21 protein-coding genes and 2 pseudogenes are annotated in these 14,514 nt (G+C 69.3%); 14 read left to right on the top strand and 9 right to left on the bottom strand.

All coding sequences use genetic code 11. From position 1 onward, the window contains the following. Window positions 1-81 precede the first annotated feature (81 nt). A complete protein-coding gene (locus AC559T_RS03600; RefSeq protein WP_498867735.1) occupies window positions 82-585 on the bottom strand; it encodes an SRPBCC domain-containing protein in 504 nt (167 codons plus the stop codon). Continuing rightward, complete coding sequence (locus tag AC559T_RS03595) at window positions 582-920, bottom strand: ArsR/SmtB family transcription factor (protein WP_498867734.1); 339 nt, start codon at window positions 918-920, stop codon at window positions 582-584. Before AC559T_RS03595 ends, AC559T_RS03600 begins: the two co-directional genes overlap by 4 nt. A 338-nt stretch (window positions 921-1,258) precedes the next feature. On the opposite strand from AC559T_RS03595, the gene AC559T_RS03590 reads away from it, so the two are divergent. Continuing rightward, window positions 1,259-2,758: a hypothetical protein gene (locus AC559T_RS03590; protein ID WP_498867733.1), complete on the top strand. Its 1,500-nt coding sequence runs from the start codon at window positions 1,259-1,261 to the stop codon at window positions 2,756-2,758. Window positions 2,759-2,868: 110 nt separating this feature from the next. Here the strand turns inward: AC559T_RS03590 and AC559T_RS03585 are convergent, their stop codons facing one another. Then, window positions 2,869-3,150 carry a MazF family transcriptional regulator gene (locus AC559T_RS03585; protein WP_498867732.1) on the bottom strand — a complete coding sequence of 94 codons (282 nt, stop codon included), beginning with the start codon at window positions 3,148-3,150 and terminating at the stop codon, window positions 2,869-2,871. 600 nt (window positions 3,151-3,750) lie between these two features. On the opposite strand from AC559T_RS03585, the gene AC559T_RS03580 reads away from it, so the two are divergent. After that, window positions 3,751-5,019, top strand: a complete 1,269-nt coding sequence (locus tag AC559T_RS03580; RefSeq protein ID WP_498867731.1) for an ATP-binding protein — start codon at window positions 3,751-3,753, stop codon at window positions 5,017-5,019. 138 nt (window positions 5,020-5,157) lie between these two features. Here the strand turns inward: AC559T_RS03580 and AC559T_RS03575 are convergent, their stop codons facing one another. Continuing rightward, a complete protein-coding gene (locus tag AC559T_RS03575; protein WP_498867730.1) occupies window positions 5,158-5,994 on the bottom strand; it encodes an LLM class F420-dependent oxidoreductase in 837 nt (278 codons plus the stop codon). 63 nt (window positions 5,995-6,057) lie between these two features. Between AC559T_RS03575 and AC559T_RS03570 the strand changes: the two genes are divergently transcribed. After that, entirely contained in the window at window positions 6,058-6,399 is a 342-nt protein-coding gene (locus AC559T_RS03570; RefSeq protein WP_498867729.1) for a MerR family transcriptional regulator, read from the top strand. A gap of 351 nt (window positions 6,400-6,750) precedes the next feature. Further along, window positions 6,751-6,888 (top strand): hypothetical protein, encoded by a 138-nt coding sequence (locus tag AC559T_RS03565; protein WP_498867728.1) that lies wholly within the window; start codon window positions 6,751-6,753, stop codon window positions 6,886-6,888. 167 nt (window positions 6,889-7,055) lie between these two features. Here the strand turns inward: AC559T_RS03565 and AC559T_RS03560 are convergent. From AC559T_RS03560 to AC559T_RS03550, 3 genes and pseudogenes are all read right to left on the bottom strand, one after another. Continuing rightward, a pseudogene (locus AC559T_RS03560) lies at window positions 7,056-7,211 on the bottom strand (hypothetical protein); the annotation flags it as partial. A gap of 17 nt (window positions 7,212-7,228) precedes the next feature. Continuing rightward, on the bottom strand, window positions 7,229-7,711 hold the full coding sequence (locus AC559T_RS03555; RefSeq protein WP_498867727.1) for an SRPBCC domain-containing protein: 483 nt from the start codon (window positions 7,709-7,711) through the stop codon (window positions 7,229-7,231). Next, complete coding sequence (locus tag AC559T_RS03550; protein WP_498867726.1) at window positions 7,708-8,046, bottom strand: ArsR/SmtB family transcription factor; 339 nt, start codon at window positions 8,044-8,046, stop codon at window positions 7,708-7,710. Before AC559T_RS03550 ends, AC559T_RS03555 begins: the two co-directional genes overlap by 4 nt. A 175-nt stretch (window positions 8,047-8,221) precedes the next feature. On the opposite strand from AC559T_RS03550, the gene AC559T_RS03545 reads away from it, so the two are divergent. From AC559T_RS03545 to AC559T_RS03525, 5 genes are all read left to right on the top strand, one after another. Further along, the gene (locus AC559T_RS03545; protein WP_498867725.1) at window positions 8,222-8,683 is read left to right on the top strand and encodes an SRPBCC family protein; all 462 of its coding nucleotides are present in this window, start codon (window positions 8,222-8,224) and stop codon (window positions 8,681-8,683) included. After that, window positions 8,680-9,105, top strand: coding sequence for an ArsR/SmtB family transcription factor (locus AC559T_RS03540; protein WP_498867724.1), 426 nt, complete (start codon window positions 8,680-8,682; stop codon window positions 9,103-9,105). The genes AC559T_RS03545 and AC559T_RS03540 overlap by 4 nt, the downstream gene beginning before the upstream one ends. Before the next feature lies 1 nt (window position 9,106). Next, the gene (locus AC559T_RS03535; RefSeq protein ID WP_498867723.1) at window positions 9,107-9,550 is read left to right on the top strand and encodes an SRPBCC family protein; all 444 of its coding nucleotides are present in this window, start codon (window positions 9,107-9,109) and stop codon (window positions 9,548-9,550) included. A 335-nt stretch (window positions 9,551-9,885) separates the two neighbouring features. Then, entirely contained in the window at window positions 9,886-10,359 is a 474-nt protein-coding gene (locus tag AC559T_RS03530; RefSeq protein ID WP_498867722.1) for a TetR/AcrR family transcriptional regulator, read from the top strand. Window positions 10,360-10,469: 110 nt separating this feature from the next. Then, window positions 10,470-11,501 (top strand): NAD(P)/FAD-dependent oxidoreductase, encoded by a 1,032-nt coding sequence (locus tag AC559T_RS03525; RefSeq protein WP_498867721.1) that lies wholly within the window; start codon window positions 10,470-10,472, stop codon window positions 11,499-11,501. A 17-nt stretch (window positions 11,502-11,518) separates the two neighbouring features. Here the strand turns inward: AC559T_RS03525 and AC559T_RS03520 are convergent, their stop codons facing one another. Then, the gene (locus AC559T_RS03520) at window positions 11,519-11,788 is read right to left on the bottom strand and encodes a hypothetical protein (RefSeq protein ID WP_498867720.1); all 270 of its coding nucleotides are present in this window, start codon (window positions 11,786-11,788) and stop codon (window positions 11,519-11,521) included. A gap of 34 nt (window positions 11,789-11,822) precedes the next feature. Here AC559T_RS03520 and AC559T_RS03515 point away from each other — a divergent pair, with 34 nt between their 5' ends. Further along, a complete protein-coding gene (locus AC559T_RS03515; protein ID WP_112106445.1) occupies window positions 11,823-12,068 on the top strand; it encodes a hypothetical protein in 246 nt (81 codons plus the stop codon). Then, window positions 12,065-12,448 carry a twitching motility protein PilT gene (locus tag AC559T_RS03510; protein WP_235014005.1) on the top strand — a complete coding sequence of 128 codons (384 nt, stop codon included), beginning with the start codon at window positions 12,065-12,067 and terminating at the stop codon, window positions 12,446-12,448. The genes AC559T_RS03515 and AC559T_RS03510 overlap by 4 nt, the downstream gene beginning before the upstream one ends. A gap of 359 nt (window positions 12,449-12,807) precedes the next feature. Here AC559T_RS03510 and AC559T_RS03505 read toward each other — a convergent pair whose 3' ends face one another. Then, on the bottom strand, window positions 12,808-12,963 hold the full coding sequence (locus tag AC559T_RS03505; RefSeq protein ID WP_498867795.1) for a WCX domain-containing protein: 156 nt from the start codon (window positions 12,961-12,963) through the stop codon (window positions 12,808-12,810). Here AC559T_RS03505 and AC559T_RS03500 point away from each other — a divergent pair. The 3 genes and pseudogenes from AC559T_RS03500 to AC559T_RS03490 all read left to right on the top strand — a co-directional run. Beyond that, window positions 12,933-13,088: pseudogene (locus AC559T_RS03500) on the top strand (hypothetical protein); the annotation flags it as partial. The gene AC559T_RS03505 and the pseudogene AC559T_RS03500 overlap by 31 nt on opposite strands. Then, complete coding sequence (locus AC559T_RS03495; protein ID WP_498867799.1) at window positions 13,089-13,319, top strand: hypothetical protein; 231 nt, start codon at window positions 13,089-13,091, stop codon at window positions 13,317-13,319. Then, a complete protein-coding gene (locus AC559T_RS03490) occupies window positions 13,316-14,452 on the top strand; it encodes a hypothetical protein (RefSeq protein WP_498867719.1) in 1,137 nt (378 codons plus the stop codon). Before AC559T_RS03495 ends, AC559T_RS03490 begins: the two co-directional genes overlap by 4 nt. Window positions 14,453-14,514 lie beyond the last annotated feature (62 nt).

The raw sequence follows: 14,514 nt of genomic DNA, 5'->3' as shown, positions 1-14,514 counted from the left end.
TCTGCTGGCGCTGGCGCGAGGTGTAGTTGACGGTCCGGCCCGTCGCGCTCCCATCAAAAGGGTTTTCGTGCTGCTCTCCCGTCAGTCAGGGGCCGGTGGGAGCGAGCTCTGTCGCGTGTCCTGACCTTCGGCGACCGTGGCGAGTTGCCTGGTGACCGAGCCCCAGCCTTCGAGGAAGCCGAGTTCCTCGTGACGGGCTCGGGCGGCGGGGTCACCATGGCGGACGATGATCCGGTAGTCCGTGCCGTCTGGATGATCGCTCAGGGTGATCTCGGCGGTCATGGCGACCGGGGCGGGGTTCGCGGGGCGCCAGGCGCTGTCGATCGCGTTCGTGAACACGATCCGCTCGAGTTCGTCGACGAGGAGGAAGCTTGCGTCGACGTGCGGGAGGAACTCCACCCCGTCGTCGCTCAGTCGGGTCACGAGCGCGCCGCCGGGCCGGACGTCCAGGTGGTCGACGCGACACAGGGTCGGAGCCGGTAGCCACCACTTCTCGAAGCGGGACGGGTCGGTCCACGCGCTCCACACGGCGGCGCGGTGGGCACGGATGATCCGCTCCAGGGTGAGGTCCAGATCGGGATTCATCGTTGGTTCTCCTCAGGATCGGTGACGAGGTTCTCGAGGCGATCGGTGCGCGCTTCCCAGATCCGGCGCTGCTCGGTGAGCCAGTCGTCGACGAGCGCGAGGCGCTCGCGGTTGAGCACACAGGTGCGCACCCGGCCGGACTTGACCGTGTGGATCAGCCCGTTCGCCTCGAGGGTCCGTACGTGCTTCATGAACGAGGGAAGGGTCATCGGGAACTCGCGGGCGAGATCACCGACGCTCGTCGGACCGCGGCCGAGGCGTCGGAGGACGCCGCGCCGGGTTGGGTCGGCGAGGGCGACGAACACGCCGTCCAGCTCCGCCGAATACTGTGCCATGAGGCTAAGTATTGCTTCGTCGGGACACCTGGCGCAAGGGCGGCGGCCGTCCCGGCGAGTCCGATCGCAGCCAGGTGACCGGGAGCTCAAGGCGTGCCGCGATCAGGCGATCACGCTCTGGATGGCGGTCTGTCCCGGCGCGCCTTCATGCGTGAACGAGAGCTCGGCGATGTCCCACTCTGCCCTGAACGTCCATTTAATGACTATGCGGGTGGCCCGCCGGTGGGCCGGTGGAAATACACAGTCGACCTTCTGGAAACAGCCGGGCGTGGGGTCGGCGCGCGATACCGTCGGAGTCCGGCGGTGGAACACCGCCGTGACCCAGGGGGATTCTCACCGTGCAGCTGTACAACTTTTCCGTGCCCGGCGCCGCCGCTCCCACCTACACGACGACCAGCACCTTCAGCGCGTTACAGTTCCGGGCTGACGTGAACGCGCCGGTCGGCTATTCATTTCTCAACGGTGCGCCCGGTCCTATTGCTCCTGTCGTTCGTACGTTGCCGGACCCGGCGGCCGCTCCGCCGCTACCCAGCCCACAGCTGTGGGTTTCCGACCAGGGAAACCTTGCCATCGAGCAGGCCGATCTCACTCGGCGCCAGCCGCGGCACTTCTTCGCCAGCCAGAACGCCGTCGCCGACTGGAACCGCGCGCTCGCCCAGGCCGGCTCCGATTTCCAGCTCATACCCGAGCCGGGCGCCACGGTCACCTTCGTCCCGCCAGCCGGAGGCGCGCCCCGGACATTGATCAAGATCTTCCCGGTCAATCTCAACCTCGGCCTCGCCGGCGACCGGATGCGGACCACCGAGAACTGCGACGTCATGGTGATGAACGTGACCGGCGGCGGTGGTGTCTTCGGCGCGGCCATGCAGCCGGTGTTCACCGCGCCGGTCTACGTGGCGCCCGGCCAGGACACCTTGTCCGAGTACTTCGCGGCGATCGCCCTGACCGGCGGCCATGCCGCGAACACCCCGATCACCGTCGCGCCCGTCGCCACTCTCCAGGCATCGCAGAACGCGATCGCCAAACGGTACGGCCAGGCGGTCTTCGCGCTGAAGTCCGGTAACCCCGTCGTCGCCAACCCCACTCTGGACCACGACCTCCAGGTGCGGGGAATCAACCAGTACGCGCGGCCGGCCCGGATCGGCCAGGGGCTGTGGACGACGAGTCTCGGTACCCGCGCGGCGTCCGTCGGTGGGTCCACCGCGCAGGACTACTCGAACAGCCGGGCCCTCACCGCGCAGAACATCAACGACGTCGCCTGGGGATTCCACTGGGGCGGCGTCGTCGCCATCGACGGCGCGGACTACGTGACGCTGGAGAACTACGCCCGCGGCGCAGAGATCAGCCCGGCGGTGGTGCCGCTCATCGGTGCGCCGCCGGCCCAGGAACATCTCTACTACTTCCAGATGTACGGGACGGGGGCCGGCCGGAGCTGGCACGAGCAGTGGGAGACGCCGGGACCGCGGGGCAAGGGCTTCGCCAACGGCATCACGATGGTCGTCGAGCCGTCCGGGCGTGCCGGGCTGCACTATTTCGTCGCGGGCTCGAAGGACGGCGCGGCGGCGGTCGCAGGGCCCGGCGGGGCCGGGGCCGGGAACCAGAACGCGTTCGAACGGGCGCTGCTCAACGGCCTCAACTACGCGAACGTGCACCTGTACGCTCCGGCCGGGCCGGGCCGGCTCGCTGACAAGGCGCGCCTGGCTGCGTGGCGGGCAGCGGTGAACCCGATGGTCGCCGGCCCGCTGCCACCGTTCACGGCCGGCGCGGCCGTCCAGACCCAGGCGCTGGTCAACCACGTCGCGGCCAGCCTGAACGCCGTCACTCCGAACCCGGTCTGAGTCGCGGCCGGCCTTGCGCTGGCCAGGGCGGCCCGGACAGCCACAGCCGGGCGGGCCGCCCTCGTGGTGCCCGCGTTGACCAGCAGTTATCGGATAGAACGCATGAGACGTCAGTGTTCGGGTGTGGCCAGGATCTTGAAAAGCATGGTGTTGGCGTCGGTGAGCGTCTGGACGTCGACCAGGCGCAGGCACTCGTCCAGAGCGGCCTTGGCCACGAACGTGACCAGGCCCATCACGGCCCACTGGCCCTCGCCGAGCCTGACGCAGAACCCCTCGTCGGCGGCGTCCTCCACGACCAGCGCGACCAGCGCGACCAGTACGGTCGGCTCGTCGGCGATCTCGTTGTAGACCGTGGCGCTGGCTGAGTGGGCCGTCGAGCACGACCCTGACATCGAGCACAGCCAGCGGCAGTACGACGACCGCCAGACATGACCACGCGCCCCGCCCGCGGCAGCTGTCACGTCTCTGGAGACGTCAAGGTCGACATGAAGTCAATCGCGCGGCACCATGATCGGCAATCAGGAGTCACCCAGCAGAGTCCTACCGGCAAGCGCACCATCTGGGGCTCTCCGGCGAGTGCCGATCTTCGGGGTGGGCGACGCGACGCTAGTGTGATGGTGTGGGACTTCACCTGAGTCAGATCGCCGAGGCAGACGAGCTGCTGACGAACGACCCGTTGGCACTGTTGATCGGCATGGTGCTGGACCAGCCAGTATCGGAAGGGTGGAGTGGGATCGGACGGTCCGTTCCAGCTTGATTTCGTAGAGTAGCGATCCGAGTCGATCGGATCGATCCCCAGCTCCACCGTGCGCCGGTGCGGGGCGACGGCGCCGGGGCGGTTCGCAGGTGGCCGCCAGACGGCGCCTCGGCTGGTGAGGACAGTGCGAGGCCCGGCCCGTCCGTCAGGCCGGGGCTGTCGACGAGGTTGGATCAGCAGACTCGCGGGCCTGCTATTAGCAGACTAGGGCATCTGTCGTTGGTAGAGTAGAGATGTGGTCGACTATCGGCGTCGTGTGCTCGACGGCACGCTGGACGCACTTCAGCCGCATCTTCGCGCTCTGTCGATCCACGGGCCGAAGGCGGTGGGCAAGACCGCGACCGCGATGCGGCGTGCGGCGTCGATCATCGATCTCAGCCTTCCCGGCCAGCGTGAGATCGTGGCCGCCGATCCGACCGTCCTGACCCGGCTGCCGGGGCCGGTCCTGGTCGATGAGTGGCAGCGCCTTCCCGAGGTGTGGGACCACGTGCGGCGTGCGGTCGACGCCGGCTCGCCGGCCGGTCACTTCATCATCGCGGGCAGCTCCGCACCCCGAGGGGCAGTGGTCCACTCGGGCGCAGGGCGGATCGTGCCGTTGCGGATGCGCCCGCTGAGCCTGGCCGAGCGGGACGTCGACGAGCCGACTGTGAGCCTCGCTGCGCTCCTCGAAGGAAACGGCGACGTCGGGGGTGCGACCGCCGTGCGGTTGACGGACTACGTCGAGGAGATCACGGCATCGGGCTTTCCCGCTATCCGCAGCCTGCCGCCGCGGGTGCGTCGAGCCGAACTGGACGCGTACCTGGACAACGTCGTTCAACGGGAGTTTCCCGAGCAGGGTTACCCGATCCGGCGCCCGACGGTGCTGCGCGCCTGGCTCGCGGCCTATGCTGCCGCCACGTCGACGACGACGGCCTACTCGAAAATTCTGGATGCGGCGACTCCCGGCCTGGGCAACAAGCCAGCCAAGGAGACCACTCTTGCCTATCGTGACGCCCTGTCGTCACTGTGGTTGCTCGACGCGGTACCACCGTGGATTCCCAGCCGAAACCATCTCGACCGGCTCGGCCGGTCCCCCAAACACCACCTGGCGGACCCGGCGCTGGCCGCACGGCTGCTCGGACTCGACGGCTCCGCGCTGCTGCGGGCCGAGCAGGGCAGCACCGTCCTCCCGGCAGGCACGATCCTCGGGGCCCTGTTCGAGCACCTCGCCGCGCTCAGCCTTCATACCTACGCCGAGGCCGCCGAGGCCCGGGTGGGTCACCTGCGTACCCAGAACAACGACCATGAGATCGATCTGATAGTCGAGCGCTCGGACGGCCGCGTGCTGGCGGCCGAGGTCAAGCTGGCGGACCGGGTCGAGGATTCCGACGTCAGGCATCTGAACTGGCTGCGAGACCGCATCGGAGAAGATCTGATCGACGCCCTCGTGATCTATGCGGGCGAGCACGCCTACCGTCGACGTGATGATGTCGCCGTGGTCCCGCTGGCACTTCTCGGTCCGTGACCCACTGGGGCGGGCGGAGCCGCGGGTCGTCACGAACCCTGCATCCGCCGTGCGGCTGATCTGGTGATCAGGGTCGGATCTTCCGGGTCAGCGGCTCTGGGCGCCAGGTGGAGTGGGCGCGGTCGGACGCTCACAGGACTACGCGCGAAGCAGGGCGCTGAAGCGGTCGAGCTCGCGCAGCGTCGTGTCCGGTTCGGTGATGGAGAGCAGGCCGAACAGAACGCGGTGCACACCAAGGGAAGTCACCTTTTCGATGGCTGCCTCGTCGGGGTCCAGCAGGGTCGCGATCACCGGCGGCGTGGCCGTTCCCGCTTCGCCCGCGACCTTCGCCAGGTTGTCGACCCCCGTGGCCAGGTCGCCGACCGGAAGAGCGGGGGCGAGCCAGCCGTCACCGTCGGCGACGATCCTGTCGAAGGTGGTCGGGCCCCACCCGCCGACCCAGACCGGTGGGTGGGGCCGCTGCACCGGCTTCGGCCACTGGAAGACCGGATCGAAGTCGACGAAACGGCCGTGGAACTCCGCCTGCTCCTGGGTCCACAGTGCCTTGACCGCGCCGAGCCGCTCTCGCAGCAGCGCTACCCGCGTCGCCGGATCGGTGCCATGGTTGCGCATCTCCTCACGTAGCCAGCCGGCGCCAACTCCCAGCTCGAACCGCCCGTCGCTGATCAGGTCGAGACTGGCGGCTTCCTTCGCCAGCAGGATCGGGTCACGCTGCACCACCAGCGCGACCGCGGTACCCAGCCGCAGCCGGGTCGTCGCGGTCGCGGCGGCCGTCAGACTGATGAACGGATCGAGATTGCGGTAGTACTCGCGCGGAATCTCACCCAGCTCGGGGTGTGGCGTCTCCCGGCGGACGGGGATGTGGGTGTGTTCAGCGATGAACAGTGACTCGAACCCCCGTTCCTCGATCGCCCTGGCGAGCGATGCCGGCCTGAGCTGGTTGTCGGTGACCGCTGTGAAGATCCCGAAGTTCATGGGAGGAGAGTAGGGTCTGACACTGGTGTGAGGGTCAAACGCGCGGATCGGAGGCGGTGCCGGATGCTGATCGGTGAGTTGTCCGCCGCCACGGGCGCGAGTGTGCGGTCGCTGCGGCACTACGAAACGCACGGTCTGCTGGTCGCCGGCCGAGGTATGAACGGCTACCGTCAATTTCCGGACTCAGCGGTGGAGACAGTGGCCAGAATCCGGGTGCTTCTCGCCGCGGGATTGTCGGTGGCGACAATTCGGCAGGTGCTGCCCTGCACACTTGACGCGACGCCAAGAATCATCCCGTGCGAGGAGGTGTCCGCGAAACTTCGTGGTGAACTCGCCCGGCTGGACCATCAGGCCGATCAACTTGATCGAGCCCGCACCCTGATCTCCCGAATGCTCATGGTCTGACGCGAAGGCGGCGTCACGAGCCGCAGCACCGCCGCCGCAGGCCTTCGTGGACTGTGCTTCGAGCGTCGCCCAGGCACCCTGGGCTATCTCCACCCAGGCGCGAGCGTCCGTTCCGTCCCAGGGTGCGTCGGCGCCGGGCGCGGCTGATCGACGAGGGGCGGGCCGAGTTCGGACCCCACCGCGCCCGTCCGAGCCTCGATCACCGGCCGGAGACGGCGAGGGCCAATGACCGGCAGGCCGACCGCGGGCCCGTGACCCTCGACTACGAAGGCTGCCGGGACTACACCGACAGCACCGCAGCCTGGCCGCCGGCCGCGGCAGCCAGCCGACCAGGTCGGCTACGGTGATGTCGTGGGACTGCACCTGAGCCAGATCGACGAGGCCGACGAACTGCTGACCAACGACCCGCTGGCGTTGCTGATCGGGATGGTGCTGGACCAGTCAGTATTGGAAGGATGGAGCGGGACGGGGCAATCCGCACTCACCTGACGGCGTAGCGTCAGAATCGGATCCGCGGATCTGCGGGTGCTGGAGTGAGGCACCACGTTCGGGAGCCGGGTGCCCTTCCTCCCAGGCCGCCAGGAGGCGCAACGTCGCGGCGACTCGGCATCGACGGGCAGATAGGTGATCAGGCTCTGCTGGTCGCCAGGAAGTCCGAGCGTCTCGAAGCGCAGGGTCAGCGGGCCGACCACCGGGTGGCGGAACGCCTTGATGCCGTGCGTCTTTGCGTGGCGAGCACTATCCCGAACGCGATGTTGACTACCAGGATTCCGAGTAGCGCCAGGCCGCGCAACGCGTCCAAACGCGTCCACATCGATGATCCGGCGGGCTACCCGGACACCGCCGCCACACCTTCGGCGACCGCGGCGAGCTGCCTGGTGACCGAGCCCCAGCCTTCGAAGAAGCCGAGCTCCTCGTGACGGGCCCGGGCGGCCGGATCACCATGGCGGACGATGACCCGGTAATCCGTGCCGTCCGGATGCTCGCGCAGGGTGATCTCGGCGGTCATGGCGACCGGGGCAGGGCTCGCGGGGCGCCAGGCGCTGTCGATGGCGTTCGTGAACACGATGCGTTCGAGTTCGTCGACGAGGAGGAAGGTCGCGTCGACGTGCGGGAGGAACTCCACCCCGTCGTCGCTGAGCCGGGTCACGAGCGCGCCGCCGGGCCGGACGTCCAGGTGGTCGACGCGGCACAGGGTCGGCGCCGGGAGCCACCACTTCTCGAAGCTGGATGGGTCGGTCCACGCGTTCCACACGGCGGTGCGGTGGGCGCGGATGATCCGTTCAAGGCTGAGGTCCAGGTCGGGATTCACCGCTGATTCTCCTTGGGATCGGTGACGAGGCGTTCGAGGCGATCGGTGCGCGCTTCCCAGATCCGGCGCTGCTCGGTGAGCCAGCCGTCGACCAGGACGAGGCGCTCGCGGTTGAGCGCACAGGTGCGTACCCGGCCGGACCTGACCGTGTGGATCAGCCCGTTCGCCTCGAGTGTCCGTATGTGCTTCATGAACGAGGGCAGGGTCATCGGAAACTCGCGGGCGAGATCGCCGACGCTCGTCGGACCGCGGCCGAGGCGTCGGACGACGTCGCGCCGGGTCGGGTCGGCGAGGGCGACGAACACACCGTCCAGCTCCGCCGAATACTGTGCCATGCGGCTAAGCATTGCTCGCCGCAACACTTAGTGCAAGGGCAAAGTGTTGGCGCGTCGCAGGCGCTGCCTGAGGTGGTGTGCCGTCTGGTTCGAGTGGGGTCAGCGCAACCGATGGTTGCATCAAGGGCGACTCCCGGCTAGTCTGATGTGCAACCAAAGGTTGCTGGAGGCTGGCATGGAGTTCGGGTCCATCGAGCGTGAGATCTACATCGAGGCGGCGCCGGAGATCGTCTTCGACGTGGTCAGCAGTCCTGAGCATCTGAAGGAGTGGTGGCCGGACGAGGCCCGGTATGACCCGACCCCCGGGGCGTCGGGGGCAATCGTCTTCGGTGACTGCGACGCGGACGGGAAGGTGGTGGCGTTCACCGTCGTCGACGCGCGGCCGCCCCGGACGTTCTCGTTCCGCTGGACGCATCCGGCCGGCGAGGTCGCGGTGGAGGGCAACTCGCTGCTGGTCACCTTCGACCTGGCCCCGTCCGGTGACGGGACGTTGCTGCGGATGACCGAGACCGGCTTCCGTGAGATGGGCTGGGAGGTCGCACTCCTGGAAGAGCAGTATCAGGAGCACGTCACCGGCTGGGCCTACTACCTGCCGCGGCTGGTGCCATACGTCGCCACGCTGCGGGTGCCGCGATGAGCGTCGCGGTGGCCGAGACCGTCGACGACGACCTCTGGTCCGCGATCGGGGACCCGACCCGGCGCCGGATGCTCGACCTGCTGCTGATCGACGGGGGCGGCACCGCGACCACGCTGAGCCAGCAGTTGCCGGTCACCCGGCAGGCGGTGGCCAAGCATCTCGGCGTCCTCGACCGGGCGGGTCTGGTCCGGGCCGCGCCGGAGGGCCGGGAGAAGCGCTACCGGGTGGACGACGTCCAGCTTGCCCGCGCCGTGGCCCAGCTGTCGTCTGTCGGCTCGACGTGGGACGCCCGACTGCGGCGGATCAGGCGGATCGCCGAGACGATCCAGCGCGCCCAGCAGACACACGGCGAGACCAGCGAGATAAACGAGACCAGCGAAACCAACGAGATCAACGAGATCAACGAGACTGAGGAGAGCTGAGATGGTGGACATTCTGCACAGGGTCGGAGTGCGGGGCGCTAACCCGGAGAAGGTGTACAACGCGCTGACGACCATCGAGGGCCTCGCCAGCTGGTGGACCGACGACACGAAGGGCAGTGCCGACGTGGGCGGCGTCCTTGAGTTCCGTTTTCCGGCGGGTGGTTTCGATATGGAGGTTGTCGAGTCACGGCCGTCCGATCGGGTCCTGTGGCGGGTGGTGGACGGACCCGAAGAATGGGTCGGGACGACGATCGACTGGGACCTGCGCCAGAGTGGCGACTACACGATCGTGCTCTTCAGCCACCAGGGTTGGAAGGAGCCGGTGGAGTTCATGCACCATTGCAGCACCAAGTGGGGCTCGTTCCTGATGAGTCTGAAAGACCTGGTGGAGACCGGCGAGGGCGCGCCGGCGCCGCGGGACGTCCAGATCAGCGACTGGCACTGAGCGAGTCGAGGGCTACGGAACAAAGGTCGAGCCGCGGCTGTGCGCCCGTCGAGGACCATCGGCGAAACTGCCAGCGGGGCGGGGTTGGTCCGGCCAGATAGGGTGGGGCGCCTTCTTCGTCCGGGCCGACGGTGTCGTCAGTGGACGGCTGCCGCGTAATCGAAGCGGCGTTCTGATCTCCACCGTCGACACCGAGGCCGCGCTCTACGACTCCACCGCCGCTTGGCGCGACGGTGCGATGGCGGGCGTACTCCACAGCGGAACGCTCGTCCAGGACGCCCGCTCCGCGGAGCGCGCCCGGTTGTGACCGGGCGATAGCCACGAGCCAGAAATGTGTGGCTGGTCCGCTCGACGGTCAACTGCGCTGCAGGCCGTCCGCGATCTCGGTGCTCATGTGCTGGACCCGCACCGGCGGGCTGGAGCTGTCGACGCCTGTCAATCGGGCCCGCATCGTGGCGGCGGCCACAACGATGTTGCGGGAGCGCGGCCTCGACGTCGACATGCGCGCCATCGCCAGAGAGGCGGGTGTGGGCGTCGGCACGCTCTACCGGCACTTCCCGACGCGCCAGCATCTGGTGAAGGAGATCACCAACACCGACCTGGCGGGCCTCGCCACGTCTAGCCTCCCCCCGGGCCCATCCGCGATCGACGCGCTCCGTGCGTTCTTCACCGCGGCGCTGACGCCCCTGGTCCACAACCGGGCGGCGGTCGACCTGCTCGCGAATGCCGACCCCTCAGGGGCCGAGCTGCAACGCTGCGTCGCCCATCTGACGGGCAGTCGCCCATCTGACGGGCAGTCGCCCATCTGACGGGCATCGGACACGACGCCGTCGAACGCTCCCGGACCGACAGCACGCTGGCCGACGACATCACCGCTACCGACATCGCCTACCAGTTCCTGGGCGTCGTACGGATGATCGTGACCGCCCAGCGGATGGCCGAGATCGACATTCCGAGCCTCGTCGAGCCCGCCGGCATCGAGTTCGTCCAGGGATGGGCGACGCGGATCGACCGGGCCGGCCGGGTGCTGCACGTCGACACCGCTGAAGGGCCCCTGCTGGTGCCCTACGACACGCTGGTATATGTGACCGGTAGCGCGGCCGATACCGATCCGGTCCCCGGCGCCGGCCTGCACGCGCACACGTTGAACAGCCCAACGGAGGCGGCGCGGCTCGCGGGCTGGCTGGCTCAGATCGGCACCGGCACCGTGGCGGTGGGCGGGGCCGGCCTCGCCGGGCTCGAGGCGGCCACCGAGATCGCCGAGTCCTATCCGGGCATCCACGTCATCCTGCTCAGCCGGAACGAGCCCGCCACCGCGATGGGCCCGCGTGCCCGCGCCCACGTTCGGCGGGCGCTCGACCGCCTCAGCGTCGAGGTCCGAACCGGGGTGGAGATCACCAAGGTGCTTCCCGACGGTGTCGAGCTGGGCGACGAGATCGTCCCAGCGAACGCCGTGCTGTGGACGACGGGCTTCCGGGCCTCGCCGCTGGCCGCCGAGGCGGGCCTGACCGTCGACGCGACGGGCCGGATCGTGGTGGACGAGACGCTGCGCGCGGTCAGCGATCCGGCGATCTACGCCATCGGTGACGCGGCCGCGATCCATCAGGCCTGGGGTGTCATCCACGGCACCTGCCAGAGCGGGATTCCCACCGGGGCGCACGCCGCCGCCTCGATTGCGCGGCGGATGCGGGGTCGCGAGGCCAAGCCGTTCCGCTTTGGCTACATCCATCAGCCGGTGAGTCTCGGCCGACGCGATGCGGTCATCCAGCTCACCCACGCGGACGACACCCCTCGCCGCTGGTACCTGCGCGGCCGGGCCGCCGTCCGCTACAAGGAGACGGTCACCAGCAGCCCGCGCTCGACCTACCGTCTCGCGCGGCGGGTGCCGCTGCCCGCGGCGGCGCTGTCGAGCCGCGGCGGCCGAGCGGCGCGCCGTCCGGCCGCCGCGTGAGCTCCGGACGGCGGCGATCATAGGTCGCGCAGCCCCGCCAGCTTCTCGGGGTTGCTGACCAGGTGGATGGTGCGCACGGCACCATCCACCAGGTGCAGGCTGATCGCCGCCAGTGGTGTCAGGCCGGAGCGGACCATCACCAGGCGGCTGGTCAAGACCTTCGCCGCCCGTACCCGCCCGCCGACGCCGCCCGGCCTGCTCGACGAACTGACGCCACGCGAGCACGAGGTGCTGGTACTGGTCGCCCGCCCGGCAGGCACCGTGGACGAGCCACGCCGAGCTGACATACCGCGGTAGTTGCTACTCCGGTATTCTGGAGCGGTGAAGGTTGACAAGATGAGCGTCTCGTTCGACGGCGAACTGGGCGACGCGGTTCGGGATGCCGCCCGGCGCGCTGGCGTCGGGCTGTCGGCCTGGCTGGCGGTCGCCGCTGCCGCGAAGCTTCGAGCCGATGCCCTCGCCGAGTTCCTCGACTCGTGGGAGACGGCAAATCCGGCGTTGACGCCGGAGGAACTGGCGCGGGCTGAGCGCGAGCTGGGCCTGCGCGCGGATCAGTCGGCGGCGTGAGCGCGCTCGTTCTCGACGCGGGCGCGTTCCTGGCTGTCGAGCGCGGCGATCGGGAGATGGTCGCCCGACTCCGGATAGCGCAGCAGCGGGACATCGGGCTACGGAGTAACGCCGTCGTCGTTGCCCAGGTTTGGCGGAATCAGGCCGGGCGGCAGGCCGCACTGGCCCGCCTGCTACGCGCGGTGGAGGTGTGCACCGTTGATGAGCGGACCGGTCGCGATGCCGGTGTGCTACTTGGCCGCGCCGGCACATCTGATGTGGTTGACGCGACGGTCGCCCTGCTCGCCCGTCCGGGCGACCGCATCCTGACCAGCGACCCCAAGGACATCACCCGGCTTGTTCAGGCGGGCGGCGTACCAGCCGTGGTAGTGCCCTGCTAGCAACTTCACCAGCCGGCTTCCCTTGGCCAGCAGCACGGCTGTGACGCCACCAACGCCGACGAGGCTCGCTCGTTGACCCCGTACACGACATTGGTAATTCAGCGCGGCAGCCGTGGGGATGCGCAGGCAGGCGGGCCGGGGAGTGCCGCCGAGTACCTTCGGTGAGCGTGGAAAGAACGAGTGGCACTCGCGGTGAGCTCGCCGCCGTCCGCGTCTATCGCGGCCGTCCCAGCCCCGATCATCAGCCGGAGGCCGCGAGGGTCAGCGACCGGCAGGCCGACCGCTGGGCTCGTGATCCACCGCGCAGCGCTGTTCCGCGACGGTTAGCAGGATGGCCAGCGGTACCGGGCGACGAACTCTCAGGATGGGTCTTCGTAGCGGGTGGCAATAGCGGCGGCGCGGTTGCGCAGGGAAGTGCGCAACGACTGCGGGGCTAGGGCTTCCGCGTTCGTGCTGAGCTGCCACAGCGCCCACTCGGCGTGCCGTGAATCCTGGAAGGTCACCTCCAGCCGCAGCCAGCCGTCTGCGTCGGGTTCCTCGGCGCGGACAGCCAGCGCGCTGTTCAGCAGTCGAGCGGCTCGGCATCGCCGGGCTGGAGCGACGCCGGTCCGGTGAGCTGTCCGGCGGCCAGGCGCAGCGGGTGGCGTTGGCGCGGGGCCTCGTCGGCCGGCCGGAGGTGCTGTTCGCTGACGAGCCGACCGGCGCGCTCGACTCCTTCACCGGCGAACGTGTCATGGACCTGCTCGTCGGGTCCGCCCGGGAACAGGGCACGACCGTCGTGCTGGTCACCCATTCGGCCCGCGTCGCCGCGTACGCGGACCGGCAGGTCATGGTGCGTGACGGTCAGGTGAACGCGCTGGTGCCGTCATGATCTGGCTCGCGCTGCGCCTCTCGCTGGCCGGCGGGCGGGAGTCCGCCGCCCGGCTCGCCGTCCTCGCCGGTGCGGTGGCGCTCGGAGTCGGCATGCTGCTGGCCCCTCTCGCCGGCATGAACGCCGTCCAGGCGCAGAACCTGCGCTACGGCTGGCTCAACACGGCGATCGCGCCGGACTCCACCCAGGGTCCGGGTGACGGGCTGTGGTGGCTGCTACGCGAGGACTATTACCATGGCGAGTCCATCGGCCGGATCGACGTCGCCTCCCTCGGGCCGGGTGTCGCGGTCCCGCCGGGCGTTCCGCGGCTGCCCGCGGCCGGCGAGTTCTACGTGTCGCCCGCCCTCGCCGAGCTGCTGCGCACCGTGCCGTCGGGCGAGCTGGGCGACCGCTTTCCAGGGCGTGAGGCCGGTGTACTCGGCCCGGCCGCGCTGCCGTCGCCCGACTCGTTGATCATCCTCATCGGGCGTGACCCCGCCACGGAGCGGCTCGGTGGGCAGCGGGTCAACCAGATCTCGACGACCGACCCGGGTGACTGCGACGGCTGCGTGGTCGGATTCAACCCCGACGCCTTGACGCTGGTGCTATCCGTCGTCGCGGTGGCGCTGCTCTTCCCGGTATTGATGTTCATCGGGACGGCGACGCGGCTCGCCGCCGCCCGGCGGGAGCAGCGGTTCGCGGCGATGCGGCTGGTCGGGGCGACCCCCCGGCAGATCTCGGTGTTCTCGGCCGTCGAGTCGACCGCGCGGCCGGCGCTGGCACCGTCGCCGGATTCGCGCTGTTCTTCGCGAGCCGGCCGGAACTCGCCGCGATCCCGTTCACCGGCGACCGCTTCCACCCCGCCGACATTTCGCTCAGCCTCGCCGACGTGCTGGCGGTCGCGTTCGGCATCCCGCTGGGTGCCGCCGTCGCGGCCTGGCTGGCGCTGCGCCGGGTGCAGGTCTCGCTGCTGGGCGTTCGCCAGCAGGTCGCGCCGGCCGGTGCCACGCTGCACGGCGACGTCCTGGGAATTGAAGATTCCTGGGCCCAGGTTGTTGCAGCCGAACGCGGTCATCGCCGGGTTGACGACCAGAAGGGTGCCGCTGCTGTTCACGCCGCACAGCGTCGTACCGGTACTGCCGGTGGCGATGTAGAAGTTCCCGTCGGGCCCGGCCGTGATGCCGCGGCTGGTCACATTTTTGTTCGATAGCCCACT

Source organism: Frankia sp. Hr75.2 (genome assembly GCF_949319125.1).
In the GTDB taxonomy this organism is placed as follows: domain Bacteria; phylum Actinomycetota; class Actinomycetes; order Frankiales; family Frankiaceae; genus Parafrankia; species Parafrankia soli.
The sequence above is the reverse complement of the archived record's forward strand: the minus strand, read 5'-3'. Positions and strand labels throughout refer to the sequence as shown.

Coding starts and splice junctions, on each gene's coding strand:
- AC559T_RS03600 (WP_498867735.1), bottom strand. CDS start 585: ATGAATCCCGATCTGGACCTCACCCTGGAGCGGATCATCCGTGCCCAC.
- AC559T_RS03595 (WP_498867734.1), bottom strand. CDS start 920: ATGGCACAGTATTCGGCGGAGCTGGACGGCGTGTTCGTCGCCCTCGCC.
- AC559T_RS03585 (WP_498867732.1), bottom strand. CDS start 3,150: ATGTCAGGGTCGTGCTCGACGGCCCACTCAGCCAGCGCCACGGTCTAC.
- AC559T_RS03575 (WP_498867730.1), bottom strand. CDS start 5,994: ATGAACTTCGGGATCTTCACAGCGGTCACCGACAACCAGCTCAGGCCG.
- AC559T_RS03570 (WP_498867729.1), top strand. CDS start 6,058: ATGCTGATCGGTGAGTTGTCCGCCGCCACGGGCGCGAGTGTGCGGTCG.
- AC559T_RS03550 (WP_498867726.1), bottom strand. CDS start 8,046: ATGGCACAGTATTCGGCGGAGCTGGACGGTGTGTTCGTCGCCCTCGCC.
- AC559T_RS03545 (WP_498867725.1), top strand. CDS start 8,222: ATGGAGTTCGGGTCCATCGAGCGTGAGATCTACATCGAGGCGGCGCCG.
- AC559T_RS03540 (WP_498867724.1), top strand. CDS start 8,680: ATGAGCGTCGCGGTGGCCGAGACCGTCGACGACGACCTCTGGTCCGCG.
- AC559T_RS03535 (WP_498867723.1), top strand. CDS start 9,107: ATGGTGGACATTCTGCACAGGGTCGGAGTGCGGGGCGCTAACCCGGAG.
- AC559T_RS03520 (WP_498867720.1), bottom strand. CDS start 11,788: ATGTCAGCTCGGCGTGGCTCGTCCACGGTGCCTGCCGGGCGGGCGACC.
- AC559T_RS03490 (WP_498867719.1), top strand. CDS start 13,316: ATGATCTGGCTCGCGCTGCGCCTCTCGCTGGCCGGCGGGCGGGAGTCC.